General features: G+C 41.2%; 18 protein-coding genes and 1 pseudogene. 6 read left to right on the top strand and 13 right to left on the bottom strand.

All coding sequences use genetic code 11. From position 1 onward, the window contains the following. The first annotated feature begins 88 nt into the window (after positions 1-88). The 3 genes and pseudogenes from trpS to ACJMM4_RS06235 form a co-directional block, all read left to right on the top strand. Positions 89-1,174, top strand: coding sequence for a tryptophan--tRNA ligase (gene trpS, locus ACJMM4_RS06245; RefSeq protein WP_405383640.1), 1,086 nt, complete (start codon positions 89-91; stop codon positions 1,172-1,174). Between the two features lie 41 nt (positions 1,175-1,215). Further along, positions 1,216-1,704 carry a YbaK/EbsC family protein gene (locus ACJMM4_RS06240; RefSeq protein WP_405380688.1) on the top strand — a complete coding sequence of 163 codons (489 nt, stop codon included), beginning with the start codon at positions 1,216-1,218 and terminating at the stop codon, positions 1,702-1,704. A gap of 119 nt (positions 1,705-1,823) precedes the next feature. Next, a pseudogene (locus ACJMM4_RS06235) lies at positions 1,824-2,540 on the top strand (Rpn family recombination-promoting nuclease/putative transposase); the annotation flags it as partial. 94 nt (positions 2,541-2,634) lie between these two features. On the opposite strand, the gene ACJMM4_RS06230 reads toward ACJMM4_RS06235, so the two are convergent. Next, entirely contained in the window at positions 2,635-4,473 is a 1,839-nt protein-coding gene (locus ACJMM4_RS06230) for a hypothetical protein (protein WP_405380686.1), read from the bottom strand. A gap of 256 nt (positions 4,474-4,729) precedes the next feature. Between ACJMM4_RS06230 and ACJMM4_RS06225 the strand changes: the two genes are divergently transcribed. Continuing rightward, entirely contained in the window at positions 4,730-6,241 is a 1,512-nt protein-coding gene (locus tag ACJMM4_RS06225) for an IS3 family transposase (protein WP_405383638.1), read from the top strand. 216 nt (positions 6,242-6,457) lie between these two features. Here the strand turns inward: ACJMM4_RS06225 and ACJMM4_RS06220 are convergent, their stop codons facing one another. The 3 genes from ACJMM4_RS06220 to pepT form a co-directional block, all read right to left on the bottom strand. Next, positions 6,458-6,757 carry a helix-turn-helix domain-containing protein gene (locus tag ACJMM4_RS06220; protein WP_405379971.1) on the bottom strand — a complete coding sequence of 100 codons (300 nt, stop codon included), beginning with the start codon at positions 6,755-6,757 and terminating at the stop codon, positions 6,458-6,460. A 20-nt stretch (positions 6,758-6,777) separates the two neighbouring features. After that, positions 6,778-7,602, bottom strand: coding sequence for a helix-turn-helix transcriptional regulator (locus ACJMM4_RS06215; RefSeq protein ID WP_405383636.1), 825 nt, complete (start codon positions 7,600-7,602; stop codon positions 6,778-6,780). A gap of 457 nt (positions 7,603-8,059) precedes the next feature. After that, positions 8,060-9,286, bottom strand: coding sequence for a peptidase T (pepT, locus tag ACJMM4_RS06210; RefSeq protein WP_405383634.1), 1,227 nt, complete (start codon positions 9,284-9,286; stop codon positions 8,060-8,062). Between the two features lie 187 nt (positions 9,287-9,473). Here pepT and ACJMM4_RS06205 point away from each other — a divergent pair, with 187 nt between their 5' ends. Further along, on the top strand, positions 9,474-10,346 hold the full coding sequence (locus ACJMM4_RS06205; protein ID WP_405379965.1) for a Bro-N domain-containing protein: 873 nt from the start codon (positions 9,474-9,476) through the stop codon (positions 10,344-10,346). Between the two features lie 52 nt (positions 10,347-10,398). On the opposite strand, the gene folK is transcribed toward ACJMM4_RS06205, so the two are convergent. From folK to ACJMM4_RS06165, 8 genes are all read right to left on the bottom strand, one after another. After that, positions 10,399-10,866 (bottom strand): 2-amino-4-hydroxy-6-hydroxymethyldihydropteridine diphosphokinase, encoded by a 468-nt coding sequence (gene folK, locus ACJMM4_RS06200; RefSeq protein ID WP_405379963.1) that lies wholly within the window; start codon positions 10,864-10,866, stop codon positions 10,399-10,401. A 4-nt stretch (positions 10,867-10,870) separates the two neighbouring features. Further along, positions 10,871-12,058, bottom strand: coding sequence for a dihydropteroate synthase (gene folP / locus ACJMM4_RS06195; protein ID WP_405379961.1), 1,188 nt, complete (start codon positions 12,056-12,058; stop codon positions 10,871-10,873). After that, positions 12,049-12,825: a GTP cyclohydrolase FolE2 gene (folE2, locus tag ACJMM4_RS06190; RefSeq protein ID WP_405379959.1), complete on the bottom strand. Its 777-nt coding sequence runs from the start codon at positions 12,823-12,825 to the stop codon at positions 12,049-12,051. Before folE2 ends, folP begins: the two co-directional genes overlap by 10 nt. A gap of 1 nt (position 12,826) precedes the next feature. Further along, complete coding sequence (gene queD, locus ACJMM4_RS06185; protein WP_405379957.1) at positions 12,827-13,183, bottom strand: 6-carboxytetrahydropterin synthase QueD; 357 nt, start codon at positions 13,181-13,183, stop codon at positions 12,827-12,829. After that, positions 13,180-13,662 (bottom strand): tRNA (uridine(34)/cytosine(34)/5-carboxymethylaminomethyluridine(34)-2'-O)-methyltransferase TrmL, encoded by a 483-nt coding sequence (trmL, locus tag ACJMM4_RS06180; RefSeq protein WP_405379955.1) that lies wholly within the window; start codon positions 13,660-13,662, stop codon positions 13,180-13,182. Before trmL ends, queD begins: the two co-directional genes overlap by 4 nt. Before the next feature lies 1 nt (position 13,663). Continuing rightward, positions 13,664-14,677, bottom strand: coding sequence for a glucosaminidase domain-containing protein (locus ACJMM4_RS06175; protein ID WP_405383632.1), 1,014 nt, complete (start codon positions 14,675-14,677; stop codon positions 13,664-13,666). Between the two features lie 161 nt (positions 14,678-14,838). Further along, on the bottom strand, positions 14,839-15,117 hold the full coding sequence (locus ACJMM4_RS06170) for a hypothetical protein (protein ID WP_405383630.1): 279 nt from the start codon (positions 15,115-15,117) through the stop codon (positions 14,839-14,841). Positions 15,118-15,320: 203 nt separating this feature from the next. Further along, a complete protein-coding gene (locus ACJMM4_RS06165; protein WP_405383628.1) occupies positions 15,321-16,334 on the bottom strand; it encodes a hypothetical protein in 1,014 nt (337 codons plus the stop codon). A 266-nt stretch (positions 16,335-16,600) separates the two neighbouring features. On the opposite strand from ACJMM4_RS06165, the gene ACJMM4_RS06160 reads away from it, so the two are divergent. Continuing rightward, entirely contained in the window at positions 16,601-17,992 is a 1,392-nt protein-coding gene (locus ACJMM4_RS06160) for an ATP-binding protein (protein ID WP_405383626.1), read from the top strand. A gap of 162 nt (positions 17,993-18,154) precedes the next feature. Here ACJMM4_RS06160 and ACJMM4_RS06155 read toward each other — a convergent pair whose 3' ends face one another. After that, the gene (locus tag ACJMM4_RS06155) at positions 18,155-18,820 is read right to left on the bottom strand and encodes a DUF1638 domain-containing protein (protein WP_405383624.1); all 666 of its coding nucleotides are present in this window, start codon (positions 18,818-18,820) and stop codon (positions 18,155-18,157) included. Between the last annotated feature and the right edge of the window lie 561 nt (positions 18,821-19,381).

Raw genomic sequence — 19,381 nt, 5'->3', positions numbered from 1 at the left:
AAATTGACATCATATCACGAGAATTGTATAATTAAATGTAGACTATTTATAAAAAAACGCCGTTTTTACGGCCTTGGAGGTATATACTATGGCAGAAAAAATTATTTTGACCGGTGACCGTCCCACAGGACGTCTGCATGTGGGCCACTATGTTGGCTCCCTGCGTGAACGCGTGCGCCTGCAGGACTCCGGCGAATTTGATAAAGTATTTATTATGATTGCTGATGCACAAGCATTGACTGATAATGCCGAGCATCCGGAAAAAGTACGCAAGAACATTATCGAAGTAGCTTTGGACTATTTAGCTTGTGGCTTGGACCCTGCAAAGACCATCATTTTCGTACAATCCATGGTACCCCAACTTACCGAGCTTACCTTCTACTACATGAACTTGGTAACCGTGTCCCGCGTACAACGTAACCCGACCGTAAAGAACGAAATCAAAATGCGTAATTTTGAAGCCAGCATTCCCGTAGGCTTCTTTGTTTACCCCATCAGCCAAGCTGCTGATATCACTGCTTTCCGTGCTACCACAGTTCCTGTAGGCGAAGACCAAGAACCCATGCTGGAACAATGCCGTGAAATCGTGCACAAATTTAACAGCGTGTATGGCGATACCCTTACCATGCCGGAAATCGTACTGCCAAGCAACAACGCTTGCATGCGCCTGCCCGGTATCGATGGTAAAGCTAAAATGAGCAAATCTCTTGGCAACTGCATCTACCTTAGCGACAGTGCCGCAGAAGTAAAGAAGAAAATCATGTCCATGTACACCGACCCCAATCATGTACGCGTAGAAGACCCCGGCCAAGTAGAAGGCAACTGCGTCTTCACTTATTTGGACGCTTTCTGCAAGCCTGAACATTTTGCTAAATACCTGCCTGATTACGAAAACTTGGATGCTCTCAAAGAGCATTACAAACGTGGCGGTTTAGGCGACGTAAAGGTTAAGAAGTTCCTCAACAAGGTATTGGAAGAAACTTTGGAGCCCATCCGCGAACGCCGCAGCCAATGGGAGCAACGTATCCCCGAAGTATACGAAATCCTGCGTAAAGGCAGTGAGGTTGCTGCTGCCGCTGCAGAAAGCACACTCCACGATGTACGCAAAGCAATGCGCATCAACTACTTTGAAGACGAAGAATTGATGCACCAACCCTACGAGAAACAAAACTAATCTTTTTTCTAAGGCGTTGTAACTACAGAAAGTAAGATACTATGATCATCACCGAGACCAAAGTATTAGCTTTATTAGCAAAGCACCGCATAAACTACGTATTGCGCGAACACCAACCCATCTACACTGTTGCAGAAGGCAAGGCATTGGGATTGCCCAATGTAGAAGCCGCTGCCAAAAGTCTGCTAGTGACTGACGATAAGCATGCGCACTTCTACTTAGTAGTGCTACCGTTAGACAAGCGCTTGGATTTGCAAAAGTTGCGCGCTGCGCTGAGCTCCCGTCGCTTGACCATGGCAACTGCGGAAGAACTGCAGAAACTGCTCGCCCTCACCCCGGGAGCAGTGACGCCCTTGGCGCTACCCTGTGACGAACACAAGCAAGTCCACACTATTATAGATGAAGATTTGCGTGATAACACCATTGCCCTCCCCCTGCTCTGCAACACCAAAACCATTTGGCTCAGCTGCCACAAGCTGATGAAAGCACTGCAGGAAATGGGACACCCAATTTCATATTTACCCCTGTAAACGTAAAGGAGATGCAGTATGATGAGTGCTACATCTCCTTTTTGATTGGACGCTTTAAAGTAATGTTACAGCGTAAGTGAAACTTCAATCTTAAACGCGTATATAAGAAAGAATGTGTTCAGGTTGTTCTTAATACCATTCTAGAGCGTAATGATTTACACATTATCTCTGTAGATACGGAACGTGAACAAGCAAACTTTAATAATCATTCCGTTATTCTCGATGTGTACGTAGAAGACGCTGACGGTAAAATCTACGATATCGAAATCCAGAAGGATAATCGCGGTTCCATTCCGGAAAGAGCTCGTTACAACAGCAGCAATCTAGATACTCACTCTTTGCTTGAAGGTGAAGATTATAAAAATCTTGCCACAACTTATGTTATTTTCATTACGCTGAAAGATGTTCTAGGCGGAGGATTTCCAATATACAATATCGAGCGTACCATACGTCAACTAAATCATGCTCCCTTTAATGACCGTTCTAATATAATATACGTCAACGGTTCATATAAAGCAAATGATGATATCGGTAGACTCATGCAGGATTTTCAAAATCCAACGCCGAATACTATGCATAACAAAACATTAGCGAAAAATTTACGAGAACTCAAAGGAGGTAAAAGCACTATGTTAGGTCCTGCTATTGAAGAATTAGAAAGACGTAGAAGGTTAGAAGGCGAAGCTATTGGCGAGGCACGTGGCAGAACAGAAGGTATGTTCCAAAAAGCAATGGATATGGCGTACAAGCTCAAGGCACGTCGCACAATGAGTGATGAGGAAATCGCAGAGCTCACCTCCCTCACTGTCGAACAAGTAAAGGGTATTCCTGCGTAAGTTTCTCAAGAAATAGAATACTGGTTGTAAGAACGAAGGAGACGCAGCATGACGAGTGCTACATCTCCTTTTTGAGTTGGGAATTCTAAGATTCTTATAGATGTCCTTCTCTTTTTAGTTTCTCTTTTTCCTGTTTTATAGCAATCTCATAATCATTCAGCGTTTTCTCAATCTCTTCAATAAATTCTAAATCGGAGTTCTTTAATACTGCTGTTACATTTTTTATTTCAGCAGTCAATACAGCAGTAATAAAATCAGCCAACGCATCCAAGGACTTTACTTTTTTAAAAGCCTGATTTATTTCCTGCTTATTAAGATATATCTCTTGCACCCTAGTTTTCAAAGCATCTAAAGAATCTTCTTGTGCAAATCTACATTCGTCATCAATGTCATATAGTTTAGCAATTCTCGACATAGCCTTTGAAAACGAATTTATCTGTTCATCATATTTAGCTCGTACTCCCTCTAATTGCTCCTTCTTATATTCAAAAACAAAAAATTCCATTGGCTTAAATCTTTTATCTTTTTGTTCTTGCATGCGAGCTGCCAATGTATTAATTGTATCGGTAACATTTGTATAATCTACTGGAGTAACCCTTTGAATAATCAATGATGAGTTGCTCTTAAACGTATAGCCAGCATATAATACATACGCCTTATGTCTTCTTATTAGGGCTTTTAGTTGTTCAAAAGGATCACCAAAAATATATCTCCATGCTTTCTTCGCGCATGATGCTATTACACTAGTAGCACACAAAACAACTGCTATCTCCGCAAAATCTTCACAAACATCTCCCAAATCACAATCTCCGGGTAAGAAAAAATTTTCAGTGATATCATTTACTGAGTCTTGTAAAGATAAGTTCAAATTATCACATATAAAACCAGTTGCAACCGCAGTAGTTCCACTAATTACTGTTTGACGTGTGACATCCCTTCCTATATTATAGGCTCCCTGCTTAACATCTATTATTCCCTCAGAATACATTCTATAATTTTTCCATCCACTAATAGCTGCCCTAGAAGCTGCTGCAATCCATGGAAAATGAAAGTCTGATGTATAGTCATCAAAATGACTACACTCAATTCCTTGCGGAACGTCTGGCACATCTCCTCTTTTTATTATATCAAAATCATACTTAATTTGTTTTTCTAAATCTATATCATTTATACCTATGCAAGAAGTACGGATACACTTTTCAGTATATTCCTGAGGCAAGTTTTCGTAAATTTTATCACTACAAACAACAGGTATATCCGAATACTTTGAAAAATGATTTAGGGTATTCCCAGTAAAATCATGTGCATCGCCAATTGTACTCTTTACTTGTAAAAGCCCCATTTCGGGATTATCTTTACATTCAGGTAAATTTATTCCAAACCTTTTGAAAAATTCTTCCCTATTACAAAGTATATCATACCCTGGAGTATTACTTGATGCTGGTATAAATGACTCTATCCCCAAAGCATTAAGTTTTTCATTTACAACATGTTCTAATGCATGACCATAAAATTGTTCAATACTTTCTCCAGAACCTTCGTATGCTTTGATCATTGAATCTAAATGGCTATTGGGGATTAATGGAATTCCACTAATAATCTCTGTATCTCCAATCTTATCAATACCTACAGTAACATCATTATAAATATAATGGAACTTTTTGCCATGATACAACAAATATTGTAATGATGAATTTCCAGACAAATCAACAGCTTCACTAGGAAGGACAATGCCATAACTTTTTGCAATTTGAATAATCTCGTACTCGTTTATAGCGGTAGAAACCAACAAATCTCCTAATGTTAAAACAACGTCACTATCAAAAGGAGAGCGAACTTTAACGTTCATTAATTCTCTAACTCTTTTTCTGCATTCTTTATCAGGAGAAACAATAGAATAATAAATTTTTCTAAAGAAGACATCAATCCACATATAGTATATCCTCCATTTAAGTAAAGTTTATGATTTTACATAGGGATGTTGTATAGTTTGAAATGTTATTGTCCTTATTTTACCACCACTTTACCCCCCCCGCAACAATTTTACTAAATTCAGTCATTGCCCAGTTTTTATTCGTTTAAGACTGTATAGTGAGGTGGTCCCCTAAAGTTGGACACGTCAAGAACGCAAAAAATTATTTTTGGTTTTCTTGAAAATCGTGTTATTATTATTTTAGGAGGCTCACAATATGGCTAGAGGAATTTTAACAGAAGAAGAAATTAAGATCCTTTCACAAAACAAATACGTGGAAATCGTTTCTTCTCATTCAATTAAATATACTTATAAATTTAAATGCCACTTCATCACTGAACTACAAGCTGGCAAAAAGCCTACTCAGATATTCAGAGAAGCAGGACTAGACCCTGCTATCCTTGGTAGCAAACGTATCGAGAGAGCTACCGCTAGATGGAAAGAGTCTTATTCTCAAAATGGTTTCGAAGGATTTTTGCATCGCGTAGCTGTCGCAAAAAACTCTAAAGCCCAAAAAGCTATTATTAAACGCCAAAAAGAAACCATTCAATGTATACGAGAATCCAAAAACACTACCATTGCTACGTTAAAACAAGATAAACGTAACATCAGGGCATCTAAAAACGAAACTATCGCTTCACTCAAGGAGCAGAAAGCTATTCAACTCGCTAATGAATATGCAAAACGCATAGAGCAACTGGAAAAGCTGAAAAATGAAATGGAAGCTAAGCTCCTTGCCCAACAGGAGAACAACAAGCAATTAGAAATACAGGTAGAAGCATTAAAAAAAGCTGGCTCGCTAGAAGGGAGGCGATTAAAAGGGCAACTACTGACAAGAAAAAACCTCTGTGAACTAATCAAAACAACTGCAGAGCACCATCCGGGCATCGCTTGCGTAAAAGGACTCTGCAAAGCCTTAAACATCCCCAGAAGTAGCTATTATTACTATATATCTTCTCAAAACGGACGTGCTGAAAAAGAAGAACGCGATCTACAAGCACTGCACTGTATCAAGCTTGCCTTTAACAGCAATCCATATTACAAGAAGGGTTCCAGAAGTCTCAGAACTGTTCTGAAAAACAAATTCGACATTATTTTTAACCGCAAACGCATCCAACGCATAATGCGTAAATATAATATTATCTGTCCTATGAAATCTACTAATCCCTATAAAGGAATATGGAAAGCAAATAAGGAAGACCGCATTGTCCCCAACCTCCTCCAACGGCGTTTCAAGCCTGGCATTCCTAACAGTGTCTACCTTACCGATATTACCTATATCAGATACAGACAAGGATTTGCCTATCTTTCCATTGTAATAGACAGTCAAACAACAGAACCTGTTGCATATAAGCTTTCCCGTTCCCTAAAAGAAGACTTCGTTCTGGATACTCTTAAGCAGCTTTCCAAGCTGCCATTCGCCAACGGTGCTCTCATCCATAGCGACCAAGGAGTTCATTACACTTGCAAAGCATTTAGAACTGCAGTTAAAAATTTGGGGCTAATCCAGTCTATGTCACGTAAAGGCAACTGCTTAGATAACGCATTATGCGAATCATTCTTTGGGCATATGAAACAAGAAGTAAAATTTGACGAGAATTGTAGCTTTGAAGAACTCCAATCTGTCGTAGATTCTTACATCCATTTCTACAGATATGAGCGTTACCAAGAAAATCTCAAGCAGAAGACCCCCTTCGAATATAGTAGATATCTGCAACTAGCAGCCTAAATATGAGGGGGCCTGTGTCCAAACTATAGGGTCCACGTCAGGGTCCACGTCAACATTTTGTCCAGCGCTGTAATTTTCGTCCCGCTTAAAACAACTATGGATAGTTGTTTTACTAATATAAAAGCAACACTAACACAATTAGTAGATAAAGAAAAAGGAGCAAGTCTCTAGACCCACTCCTTTGTAGATGAACACAAGAAACGTAAATAGCAAATCTTACTTTTTAATCTGCAACAACGCATTAGCAAGATCTTCCAGCGTAAACATCCCCTGTTCCGCCTTAACCTGCTGCTCCACGCCATCTAAATCAACAAAAAAATCCCTCAACTTTACATCTAAAACTTCACTCAGCTTAATCAAATTCTCCAAAGTCACATGACTGCGCCCACATTCAATATTGCTCATATGGGCTTGGCTCATACCAACCTTCTCCGCAACCTCACGTTGAGGCAAATGCTTTCCCATGCGGATAAACTTGATACGCGCACCCACAAGCCTTGTTTTTTCAGAAATCATACAATCCCCTCCCAATAAATTCAAAGATCTCGTGTCTGACTATAATATTTAATAATCAAATTGATACGGGACAAACTATTGGTTTTCTCATAAATACTGGTCAAATACCGCTGGCACACACGCTCAGAGATAAACAGCTTTTCCGCAATATTCTTCGTCGTAATATCCGACTCCACTGCCAACTCCAAAACATCCTTTTCCTTGGCAGTCAGCCCATGAGCCTTAGCAAAAGCAGTTAGCGCATCCCCTGCATCCTGCTCTTCTTCCATGTTCTCTAAAATATCTTCAGCATGAGCCGCATTATTTTCATCAACAAATTCCTGTGGCACATTGCCTTGAACATCCTGCTCCAACACAAAATCTTCCGCAGCTTGCTTTTCCAGCATAAAAGCTTCCATCGCTTCCTTTTCTGCCGTCAAAGAAGCTACCAGATTATGCGCCTCCGCCAAATCTTCCTCCAACTTAGCAGCCTTGGCTTCAGCAGCAGCCACCGCCTCTGCGCTAGCTTGACGCACATTGCGCAAATAATTGCTAAACTCCATCTCGCACCGGCCAAGCTTGGCCTTGCATTTAGCCTCCGCCTCTTTCGCCACCAAAGCGTAGGGAACACAGACAATACTCAACAATGCTGCAATAGTAAGATATGCTAAGATCCAATGCCCATCCCACACATCCAAATAAATCCCCGGAATCAGGATAAAGCTTTCTAAAAAGATATAAGCAATACTAACCTGCAGAAACAGCTTTTGGTAGAAAATAGCATCCGCTAATAATTTATTAAAAAAATTGTAAATAGAATACGTTAAAACAGTGCAGAACAGGCCGCCAAAGTAAATTGATAGCATCTGATCTTCCACAAACTTAGGTGACATATCCTCGGATATGAGCATCAACAAACAGAAAGAGCCTAAGAAAAATGACATCCGTTGCTTAGACAACAAGAATTCTTCTATAGCCATATGAGTCACCTCACAGAGTACAAACGTTATCGTTTCTAATATTATAGTTGTTTACTACATATTTTGCAAGCCTTTTATATATATAGCAAAAGTATCTTTATATTGTATAAATTCTTTGACTATTCCAATAATGTATTTCTCCAATGGCGTACCTCCGCCAGAGTCTTTGCTATAAAGATTTTTTAATTAATTTAACTTCGCTAAACTTGGCGCCCTCTCGCCAGTACACAATTATTTCACATTTTCCTCACTGGCGTACCTCCGCCACTTAACTAAAATGCTTGCTTTCAGCCAAAATAAAAACACAGCCCCATCTAGAAGCTGTGTTCATATTTATACAGTTTTATTTTTCCGTTGTCACTAGGTGTACCAGCACTTCCGTAATCTTCTGCAAGGATTGCAAAGGCAGGTACTCAAAACGCCCGTGGAAATTGTGCCCACCCGTAAACAGGTTGGGACAAGGCAACCCCATTGCTGAGAGCAGAGAACCATCCGTGCCACCGCGCACAGGTACCAAAATAGGCTCTACCCCTGCAGCACGCATAGCGTTCTCTGCACGCTCAACAATCTCGTACACAGGCATAATATACTCGCGCATATTGCTGTAGCAATCCTTCAAGCTGCACTCCACTGTACCTGCACCATATTTGCTCTGCATATAACGGGTCAGGTTCAGCAGGAACTCCTTACGCTGCTCCAAAATCTTCTTATCATGGTCGCGGAGGATCATATCCAGCTCTACCTTGTCCGTACCGCCTTCAATGCGCAGGCTGTGGTAGAAGCCTTCGTAGCCTTCCGTATATTCCGGGCGTTCCCCTGCAGGCAGTGCCATTTGCCATTCTGCCGCCATCGTTACTGCATTACGCATCTTGTTCTTGGCGCTGCCGGGATGCACGGATACGCCATGGAAAGTGATATGGGCATTGCAAGCGTTAAAGGTTTCGTAGTTCAGTTCGCCTACAGCTCCACCATCCACAGTATAGGCAAAGTCTGCACCGAAACGTTCCAGGGGAAAATGCTCCGTACCTCTGCCAATCTCCTCGTCAGGAGTAAAGGCAAGGCGCAGCTTGCCGTGCTTTACTTCCGGATGTGCCAGCAGATATTCACAGGCAGTAATAATAGCGCAAATACCTGCCTTATCATCAGCACCCAAAAGAGTGGTGCCATCACTGGTGATAATATCCTGTCCCACATAATTGAGCAGCTCAGGGAAATCAGCAGGACGCAGAGCAGCGTTGGGACTTAATTGAATATCGCCACCGTTATATTTTTCATGTACTTCTACCTGTACATTGGCACCGCTGGCTTCACAGCTGGTGTCCATGTGGGCAACCAAACCGATTACAGGGCTTTTGCCGCCATCATTAGCAGGCAGGGATGCCAACACATACCCATGTTCCGTCATCTCTACTTCGCTCAAACCCAATTCTAGCAGTTCATCAACTAAAAAACGTGCCAAATCCAACTCCCGCAGTGCGGAAGGAAAAGTTTTGGAACGGTCATCACTGGTAGTATCAATACGTACATAAGCAGAAAAACGGTTTAACAGTGTATTTTTATCTATTTGCATAATAACCAACCTCCATAATCATATTGTACTTTCTATATATTATAAAAGCAAATATCTATGTAAAAAACTTCTACTCTTGACCATTATTAATAAATCAAAATAACGAATACTTTTTCGCTAACAAACTTGTATTTTCGTCAAATTTGTTGTATACTATAAATTAGATAAAGCGGAAGGAGATAACTATATGAGTCAAATAAAGCTTTTTCAGTCTAAAAGTATTCGTTCTCTATGGAATGAAGAAGAACAACAATGGTACTTCTCTATTGTCGATATTGTTGGCGCTTTAACGGATCAACCCACCCAAGACCGAGCGCGCAAATATTGGAGTGTTCTAAAAGGTAGATTAAAAAAAGAGGGTGTTGAACTGACTACAATTTGTAGTCAGTTGAAAATGACAGCTGGTGACGGAAAGATGCGATTGACGGACGTAGCCAACACCAAAGGTATCCTACGTATCATACAAGCCATTCCTTCACCTAAAGCTGAACCATTCAAAGCATGGCTTTCCACTGTTGGTGCTGAACGCATTGCCGAAATTGAAAATCCAGAGTTAGCACAAAAGCGTATTAGAGCTCTTTATCAAGCCAAAGGGTACAGTGATGAATGGATAGATCAAAGAACCCGCGGAATCGCAATACGCGATACTTTAACCGAAGAATGGAAAAAGCGTGGCATTAAAGAAGGAAAAGAATATGCTATTCTTACCTCAGAAATAAGTAAGGCTACATTTGGTATAACTCCGTCAGAACACAAAAAGATAAAATCTCTAGAACGCCCATCTGAAAATCTTCGTGATCACATGACAGATCTAGAATTACTTTTTACAGCATTAGGTGAAGCTTCTACTACAGAGATAGCCAAAACTCACGATGTTTATGGTATGACAGAAAACAAACAAGCCGCCATAGCCGGTGGAAAAATCGCAGGAGATGCACGCAAAGCCTTAGAAAAGAAAACTGGACGTAAAGTTATCTCTTCTTCCAATTACAAAGAACTTCCGGAAAAAGATGTACGAATGATGTTAAATATATCATCATCGAAACCTAATAAGAAATAACAAGTTAATTAGATACCCATGATTTCCACTATGGAAGTCATGGGTATGTTTGTTATTTAATAAGATTTAACAATTCTTTAATCTTTTTCTTAAACACGGGATGCACTTCGTCTCCAGCGATTTCTACCAAGGGAAGCAGCACAAAATCTCTGTTCTGCATATCTGGATGGGGCAGGCGCAGCTCCGGCGTATCTAGAACCACGTTCTCGTAAAGGAGTAAATCAAGATCAATGTTCCGTTCGCCCCAATGGCGCAGACGCACTCGCCCCATTTCCTGCTCGATAGCCAAAAGTGTACGCAAAAGCTCCAAGGGAGTCATAGTCGTGCGCACCTTGCAGGCACCATTTAAAAATTGTGGTTGGTCCGTCACTCCGTAGGGCTCCGTAGTGATAAAGGTGGAAACACGTTCTACCTGCACTCCGTGCTGCTTCAAAAGCTCTAAAGCACGGCGCAGGTTGCCTTCCCTATCACCCAAATTAGTACCCAAAGCGACGTATGCCGTATGTTGTACTTCCGCCATAATGTTACCTCTGGCGCAGGATGGCTTCCAACATCCGAATAGCGCGAGTGTGTTCCTTGACATCGTGTACACGTACCATTTGCGCCCCTGCATAGACTGCCTGCATGCTGGTAGCAATGGTGCCTTCCAAGCGTTCTTCAGGAGGCAGACCGCCCAAAACTTGGCCTACTACAGTCTTACGGGAAGCAGCCAGAAGTACGGGGTAGCCAAAACTGGTTAAAGTTGTCAGATCACGCATCAAAAGCAGGTTCTGCTCCTTATTTTTGGCAAAACCAATGCCCGGGTCCAGAATAATCTTGTCCGCACCTACGCCACGTTCACGTAAAATGTTAGCGCGCTCTGCCAAATAGGTCGCCACTTCTTGGACAACATCGCCATATTCGCAGTTCTGCTGCATATTTTTCGGCGTACCACGCATATGCATCAAAATAATGGGCGCTTTGCTACGTACTACCAAATCCGCCATATCCGCATCTGCTTCCATGGCAGTAACGTCGTTAATAATATCTGCACCTGCAGCCAACGCTGCTTCAGCAGTAGAGGCGCGGTAGGTATCAACAGAAATAACGGCTTCAGGATATTCCTTGCGCAAAGCAGCGATTACAGGCACTACCCTGCTGCGTTCTTCCTCGCCGCTAACGCTGTCGCTGCCGGGACGGGTGGACTCGCCACCAATATCAAGAATACCTGCGCCATCGGCAAGCATACGTCCTGCACGCTCCAGCACAGCCTGCATTTGGGGCACACGGCTGCCTGCATAGAAGGAGTCCGGAGTAACGTTCAAAATACCCATCACACACATTTCTTCATAGGTCAGCTGGCGACCGTCCGCTAAAGTCGTCACCATAGGTGCAGGGTTAAGAGCCTGTTCCAGTTCCGCCTTCACTTTGCTTAAACCGAAGTAGCCCATTACCTCCAATTTTTTCAAAAGTAGTGCGTAATGCTTACGGGTTCCCAAAAGCAGTACGTCCACGTATTTATCGGCATTGAGGATACAGCCTGTAGGCACTACTGCATCACCACCTGCAGCCAACATCTCCTGCTTCAAAATATTGGCAGCGGGAGTGCGCACCTGCAGTAGTTTAAAGGGCAGGATTTCCGCCTTATTGGCAAAAATCGGCAGGCTGGCGGGATGGGCGCCGATGGAGGCAATAGCTTGCTCCAGTAATTCTTTGTTAATCTTTAACAGCATTTATCTTCACTCTTTTCTACAACAGCAAAAGCATTATGGTTATGGATACTTTCCACGCTTTCTACTTCTGCTCTGTACCAATCAATACGTGTATCCGCTTCCAAACGCAGCGCCAGTTCACGCACTGCATCCTCTACAAAGCGAGGATTTTCGTAGGCGTGTTCGGTGACGAACTTTTCGTCGGGACGCTTGAGCAAACCATATACGGGAGCGCTGGCGGCGGCGTCTGCCATCTCTGCCAGTTCTTCCAACCACACTAGTTCGTGAGCGCGGATTTCCAACTTCGCCCACGCACGTTGGTTATGAGCACCATAGTCGCTGATTTCCTTAGAGCAGGGGCACAAGGTCTGCATGGGTACCACCGCTTGGATTGTCAGCTTAAAGTCCCTGCCCTTCTCCGCCTTATAAACGCAGTCAATATCCATAGGTGCAGTCATGCCACTGACAGGAGCAGTTTTCGTAATAAAGTACGGGAATTCCAACTGCAGGAAAGCTTTTTCCGCCTGCAAGTGTTCTTTCAGCTTATCCAAAATGCCTTCAATCTCGTTCAAGCCTACGGGACCAAGGTCACGCATACATTCCACAAAACGGCTCATGTGGGTGCCACGCATATCATGGGGCAGATCCACTGCTAAAGTAACTCGTGCCACGCTGTGTTGGGTACCACGAGTACGGTCTTTCAATTCTATAGGCCAGCGCAAATCCTTAATGCCCACGTGCTTTAAGGGGATGCGTCGTAAATCCTTTTCGCTTTGTACGTCTTTCAAATTATTCACCTCTATATACGCAACCACTGGTGCGGGTTTCCCACACTTCTACCTCGTACAGATGGTAGTGGTCGCTTCGGAGTAAGTCTTCCAGTTTTTGCCAAATCCACACGCAGATGTTTTCTGCAGAAGGCACAGGAATAATATCATTCAGGCAGGCGTGATCCAAATGGCTCAGCACCTGTTCCTTTACCAAATTCTTCAGCTTAATAAAGTCGATAACCATGCCCTCATGGTCAGGCGTGCCTTCCACTTTTACCACCAGCTTGTAGGTGTGGCCGTGGAGGTGCTCGCATTTGCCATTATATGCAGGCAGATAGTGGGCAGCGTCAAAATCAAATTCTTTAATAATAATCATTTGTATTCGCCTCCGTATAAAGTGAGTCCTGCAAAATTATCTACTTGGCGTAATGCTTCATAAGCTACGATAGCAACGGAGTTGGACAAGTTCAGGCTGCGTGCTTCCTCAATCATAGGAATGCGCACGCAGGATTCAGGATATTCCTCGCGGAGTTTATCCGGCAAGCCTGCCGTCTCCTTACCAAAAATCAGCAGACTGTCCGCATCATATTTTACATCCGCATAGGATTTGTGGGCTTTAGTAGTCAGCAAGAATTTGGAATTGTCCTTATATTTCTCCAAAACTTCGTAAACGCTGTCATAGTAATGGATATCAACCAAATGCCAATAATCCAAACCTGCACGTTTTAAATATTTATCGTCCACAGAAAAACCCAAGGGACGAACCAAATGCAGATGACAGCCTGTAGCAGCGCACAGGCGGGCGATATTACCGGTGTTACCGGGAATTTCCGGCTCAACTAATACGATATGCATGTTATTTTTCCTCCATTATTTCTTCTATACGTTGACGCATGGATTTGCGTTTTTTAGCTTTTTGCTTATCTTTACTGCTACCCTTGACTTCTTCCTGCTTTTCTGCTCCCTCCATGGCTAGCATTTTTTGGTACATAGCCATGATTTTTTCGCAGTAGTAGGAGCCCATCGCCCAAGTGCCGTTGAGACCGTACCATGTATCCACCACGCCACGCTCCAAACGGATATTGTGAGCAAGTTCGTAACGCGGGTCTACGATTTTAGTAGATGGTCGTTTCTTTTGGGTATAGGCAAGCAGGTGCTGGATGTGGGCACGAGCGCCAAGTTCCGGCGTTTTAAAGGAAGCACCACGAACACCGCCGCCTGTTGTTCCCAAGCCGCAGAAATTGTTCTGATGATGCTGCACGTCACCGCCATAGCTATAGGAGCCTGTTTCTACTAAAGATTGGGCTAACGCCAAGTCGGGACGAACATTTTCCCTGCCCGCTTCCTGCCAATAAAGGTCCACTAGTTCTTCCACACTGCAGGCCAAACGCACTTTGGGATTATTGTTTTTAATAAGGTTTACAGCTTGCTTTTTGCTGGCCACAGCATCACCAAAAATGCTAATGTTTTTGTAGTCGCTAGGTAGTTCCGTCCCTAAAAAGAAGGATTTACCTGTCTTTTTGTCTTCCACCAGCATAGGCTTCACGTCTTTGGCACGGACGGACTTTTGCGCTGTCTTTACAACAGGAGGATTTTGGGTATTTGCTTTTACGTCTACTTTTTCTATAGCAGACGCACTCCCCTTGTCCCCTTGCTTAGCATCCTTAGACTCAGTATTGATGACAATACCGCCTTTGCTACCTGGGCGGATAGAAACATTATCTGCGCCGTTGCGCTTGCGCACTTCCTGCAGCAGTTTTTTGGCAGCCTTTTGCTGCGCCTTCTCCACTTTAGAGGCAGCCTCCGCTTGGATGCAGCCAGCCAAGCACGCCAAAGTAAGGCAGCACGCCGTAAGTTTTTTATAGTTCATTTTCCATAGTCTCCTAAAATATCAATCCTTATTATTTTACCCCAAAAGGCGTACTAATGTAAAGTTTTTCGCAGAAAAGGATGGGGTTGGGAAAGTAAAATAACGCCGTAACAGAATCGTTATGGCGTTATTTTGTATACTTTATAGCAAAGTCATATATGTTAACTTAAATATTTCTGTATATTTTCAAAGTCTCTAGTAATAGATAAATATCTGCTAACTAATTCAAATTCTACCAATATTCCCATTATGGAGTTCTCAGGAACTACACCATAATAAATATATACACCAAAAACACTTGCCAGCTTTTCATGTGCTTTACGCTTGCCTTCCACATCAACACTTGCCCACTGTTCAGAAGTCATTCCTACATAGTCTAGCAGTGCTTGTCTGTCATTTTTAGCCTGTGCCGTTGCTGTTTCCAAAGCACTATCGTTCATAAAGTTCTCAACGAAATAATGTCCTGTTTCATGAATAACTGTAGACGCGTCCGCCCCTTTAAACAAGCTGATAATAGCCTTGCCCTCGTTCGTCCAGCTAATCATACCTTTAGCATTGGCATTATCTCCTTGATAATAGCCTGGATATTGATTTTTTAATTGCTTTAAGTCGACTTCCGTCTTGACGTTCGGATTATATTGTTTTATACTGTTGGTAGTAAGACTGCTAGTTGACTGTCCCGTGGGGAAGTAGACCCCGAAGGTGCCAGCCCAGCTAGTGGTCTTTTTTCATTCATATATAAAACTTCTCCATTGCTAATCTTCTTTATGAAAAAATCATTGGAAGGAAGATTGGTCTTTTTATCCGTTTTTCCAAAAGCACTAGTAAGTTTGTTGATTTGATAAGCATTATTTTGAGAATTACTTAACAATTCAACAGGAACAACAATTATTGCCCCGTTATTATCCTGCAATTCTAACATAGCAACAACTCTAGTGTTACCAGTTTTGCCGGGATATGTTTTGAAAATCATTACAGGGTCAGTTAAAGCCCGCGGAAGTTGCTTTATGATGTTAGCGTCAATCTCAGGGTGCTTTACGTTCAGAATCTTATTGAGAACAGCATAGCTTACCTCTACAGGTTTTAAATCCGCACCAACAACTTTAAGTGCAAGCGGCATTGTCATAACAGGGACATAACTACCTGTTGGCAAAGTTCCGTTCAGAAAAGAGTCAACATTTTGACTAAATAGTGCTTCGTCACGTTGCAATACTTGCTCTGCTGTTTCATCCTGCAAGTATCCTTTTTGACGTTTCTTGCCGGCATTGGCAAACACTAAAGGATGTGCCTTGAAATACTCGGCAGGATTTTCAGGATTGCCGTTCCTTGCTATTTGAAGAAAAAGATTATATAAAAATTCTTCATAAAAATCTTCCATACCAGCATTCAGAGCACTTTTAGCGATTTTATCTATAGCTGCTATTAATTCTTCATCATCTCTATGTAAACATTGACGTTTTTTCAATTCAGCGTCTAGCAAAGATTTTTGATTAGCAATAACATTTCTAAATATATTATGCCGACGTCTATAATTTAAAAGACCAGTTTCATCCGCTTTTAGCAATTTAGATGTAACCTTATCTTCTTTCTTGTCCAAATATTGCACAACTAAGCTTTGCATAGCTACAGGAAAAAAATTAGTATGAAGAGTACACAAATTTATAAGCCCCCTTTTCTAATATTTTATTTTAAATATGCAGTTAAAACAATAGATGGTATTAACTGTAATATTATACCACAGCATTTGGTACATTTGACCATATTATCAAAAATACTTTAAAACTTGTTTTCTTACCTACAACATTATTTGCAACATATTCTCATTAATATTTACAAATATGAATTCTTGACTTTAACCACATCTCGTTTTACAATATACTCATAAGTAAGTAACTTACGAGTATATTAAGCGAGGTGATATAGATGTTTTTAGGTAGAACCCATGAATTACAGCAATTAGAGCGTCGCTACGCACAAGATAATTTTCAATGTATGGTTATCTACGGACGCAGACGTGTGGGAAAAACAGCTCTAATCAATGAATTTTGCAAAAACAAAAAAACTATTTTCTTCTCTGCATTAGAAGCAACAGCTGGAGAAAATCTCGTCGCACTTTCTGATGCAATTCACGCCTACAAAGAACAAACCATCGGCTCAGGTCCTGTATATGCCAACTATGATAGAGCATTTGAAGAGATAACTCGTATCGGTAATCAAGAGCAAATAGTTTTTGTCATTGATGAATTCCCATACCTCGCCAAAAGTTATAGTAGCATTTCTTCACGCTTACAGCATTTGATAGATCACAAATGGCAGAACAGTAAAATTTATTTAATTTTATGTGGTTCCTCTATGAGCTTTATGGAAAACCAAGTCTTGGGCTACGAAAGTCCCTTATACGGACGAAGAACCGGTCAGCTTAAAATCCAACCGTTAAGCTACAAAGATATCACTGCCTTTTACCCAAAGTTATCCTACTCTGAGCAAGCTTTACTTTATGGTATAACAGGAGGTATCCCTCATTATATTAATAAATTACAAGTAACAAGCACTCTTGAGGAAGCGCTTATCGAAAACTTCTTTGATAATTCCGCCTATCTTTTCGAAGAGCCCAATAATCTTTTAAAACAAGAATTAAGAGAACCTGCTGTATATAATACCATCATTACAGCTATTGCAGGAGGTGCATCTCGCATTAACGAGATTGCAACCAAAGCTAATTTACCAACAAGTGCTTGCACAAAATATATCAATGTTTTAATAGAATTAGGAATACTGAGAAAAGAAACGCCTATAACAGAAAAGCCGGGACGTAAAACGATTTACCAAATTGCAGACAACTTCTTTAGATTCTGGTACCGTTTTGTTCCGCAAAATTACTCTGCAATTAACACAGGTCGTATACCGGAGTTATATAAGCTAACTGTTCAACCTTATCTTTCTACTTACATGGGTCTTGTTTACGAAGAAATGTGTAAAACCTACCTTTTACGGTATGCTGAAAACCTTCCTATTCCACTTGCAGACGTTGGACAATGGTGGGGTACGGATAAGCAAGCAAAAAAAGAAGTGCAGATTGATATTGTCGGCACTCCTGCCATTGGTAATGAATATATCATTGGTTCCTGCAAATTTAAGAACGAAAAAATAGGCGTTGATGAATTGGAAATTATTAAACACTATGCTTCTGTATTTGGTAGAGGCAATAAATATCATTACTATATTTTCTCTAAATCAGGCTTCACACAAGAACTTTTAGATTGTGAAAAAATGGGCAAAGTCCACTTAGTAGACCTACCCGCTCTTTATCAATGAAATATTTAATTGTTGCAAACCGACTTTAATATACTCATAAGTAAGTAACTTACGAGTATATTGTCAGAATCCTATCAAACTGCATAAACAACAAAAAAGGCTTTCCTCCCGGCGTACAGCCTACGCCAGCAGGAAAGCCTTTATCTTTTATACACTTTGCGATTATAAATCCGTATTCACAATATAGAAATCTTTAGGTACCTGTTCTCCCTTGGGCACTGTCAAAAAATCACCATCAAAATTATTTTGGGCAATTTTCTTTAGAATCCCATAGCCTCCGGGCACAATATCAAGTGTGCCATGTAAAATTTCCAGTAAAGGCTGCAAGCCTTCAGCAACCTTGGTTACATCGTAGACACCGGTATCTATAATGTAGAAATGCTCGAAGCCCTTGTAAATCTTACGCAGGAATTCCTTGGCACCCTCCTGCCCGTATTTTGCTTCCAATCTCGGCAAAGCCAAGGAAGAACGCTGCATATACGCAAACCAACTGTCAGTTACAAAAATACCATGCTTAGGACGATTAATATCAGCAACACCTGTGCCGGAAAGTAAAATATCCAAGCAATCACGAGTACGCGGAATAACAAGCTCGCAATTTGTTGCAATTAAACCATTAGTACCACCACCGCAACCGGATGGGCACACTACAATACGCTCTGCATCCACAAGTTCATTGATTTTTTCTTGCACATAGCTTCTCAATACATTAGGATCATTATGTAGTTGGTCCGGTAGAAAAACAACTTTGGCATCACTGCCAAACTCTTTTAAAGCATGCAAAAGTTCTTTTCCTAAAGTAGGACAACACAAGATATAAGTTTTCATACTACAGTCAACCTCCTTGGGAATATGTTAAACCTAAGAACTTATGATCACATTGTCGACTTTTCTAATGGAAACCTTATTACTTCCACTTTTCTAACATAAAGTGTGTCTAGCCATAATTATCGCATCAAAATTTTCTACATTCAAATTCACTATCAAATTACTATTGCAATTTAGAAGTTAATTTAGGATAATAAAACAAAGACATACTACTAAAGCAAAACAGAAAGTTCATTATCAAAAATGGCACTTTTTACAAATGAAGAAATCTTCATTATCAAAAATAGCACTTTTTACAAATGAAGAAAGGAGAAAACCGATGAGTTATATGTCATTGTCAAAAATATTTTATCAAGACACCCACAGATATGAAGAAGTATACACACAAAGATATAATTCTACAGTAGCAAAACATTTTGATATCTAAATTGCAATAGCAAGTTGCACACTTTTTTCAATCCTCTAGGCTGCATATATGCGGTCTAGATATTCATCAAAATACTCATTGGGGGACTTGTACCCCAAGCACTTCCTAGGTAGGTTGTTAGCCCACTCCGTTGC

This window comes from Phascolarctobacterium sp. (assembly GCF_045124115.1).
GTDB lineage: Bacteria > Bacillota > Negativicutes > Acidaminococcales > Acidaminococcaceae > Phascolarctobacterium_A.
This window is presented reverse-complemented; position numbering and strand designations above follow the sequence as displayed.

Excerpts from the sequence above, each read along its gene's own strand:
- trpS (WP_405383640.1), top strand. The coding sequence starts at position 89 with ATGGCAGAAAAAATTATTTTGACCGGTGACCGTCCCACAGGACGTCTG.
- ACJMM4_RS06240 (WP_405380688.1), top strand. The coding sequence starts at position 1,216 with ATGATCATCACCGAGACCAAAGTATTAGCTTTATTAGCAAAGCACCGC.
- ACJMM4_RS06230 (WP_405380686.1), bottom strand. The coding sequence starts at position 4,473 with ATGTGGATTGATGTCTTCTTTAGAAAAATTTATTATTCTATTGTTTCT.
- ACJMM4_RS06225 (WP_405383638.1), top strand. The coding sequence starts at position 4,730 with ATGGCTAGAGGAATTTTAACAGAAGAAGAAATTAAGATCCTTTCACAA.
- ACJMM4_RS06220 (WP_405379971.1), bottom strand. The coding sequence starts at position 6,757 with ATGATTTCTGAAAAAACAAGGCTTGTGGGTGCGCGTATCAAGTTTATC.
- ACJMM4_RS06215 (WP_405383636.1), bottom strand. The coding sequence starts at position 7,602 with ATGCTATCAATTTACTTTGGCGGCCTGTTCTGCACTGTTTTAACGTAT.
- pepT (WP_405383634.1), bottom strand. The coding sequence starts at position 9,286 with ATGCAAATAGATAAAAATACACTGTTAAACCGTTTTTCTGCTTATGTA.
- ACJMM4_RS06205 (WP_405379965.1), top strand. The coding sequence starts at position 9,474 with ATGAGTCAAATAAAGCTTTTTCAGTCTAAAAGTATTCGTTCTCTATGG.
- folK (WP_405379963.1), bottom strand. The coding sequence starts at position 10,866 with ATGGCGGAAGTACAACATACGGCATACGTCGCTTTGGGTACTAATTTG.
- folP (WP_405379961.1), bottom strand. The coding sequence starts at position 12,058 with ATGCTGTTAAAGATTAACAAAGAATTACTGGAGCAAGCTATTGCCTCC.
- queD (WP_405379957.1), bottom strand. The coding sequence starts at position 13,183 with ATGATTATTATTAAAGAATTTGATTTTGACGCTGCCCACTATCTGCCT.
- trmL (WP_405379955.1), bottom strand. The coding sequence starts at position 13,662 with ATGCATATCGTATTAGTTGAGCCGGAAATTCCCGGTAACACCGGTAAT.
- ACJMM4_RS06175 (WP_405383632.1), bottom strand. The coding sequence starts at position 14,677 with ATGAACTATAAAAAACTTACGGCGTGCTGCCTTACTTTGGCGTGCTTG.
- ACJMM4_RS06170 (WP_405383630.1), bottom strand. The coding sequence starts at position 15,117 with ATGAACGATAGTGCTTTGGAAACAGCAACGGCACAGGCTAAAAATGAC.
- ACJMM4_RS06160 (WP_405383626.1), top strand. The coding sequence starts at position 16,601 with ATGTTTTTAGGTAGAACCCATGAATTACAGCAATTAGAGCGTCGCTAC.
- ACJMM4_RS06155 (WP_405383624.1), bottom strand. The coding sequence starts at position 18,820 with ATGAAAACTTATATCTTGTGTTGTCCTACTTTAGGAAAAGAACTTTTG.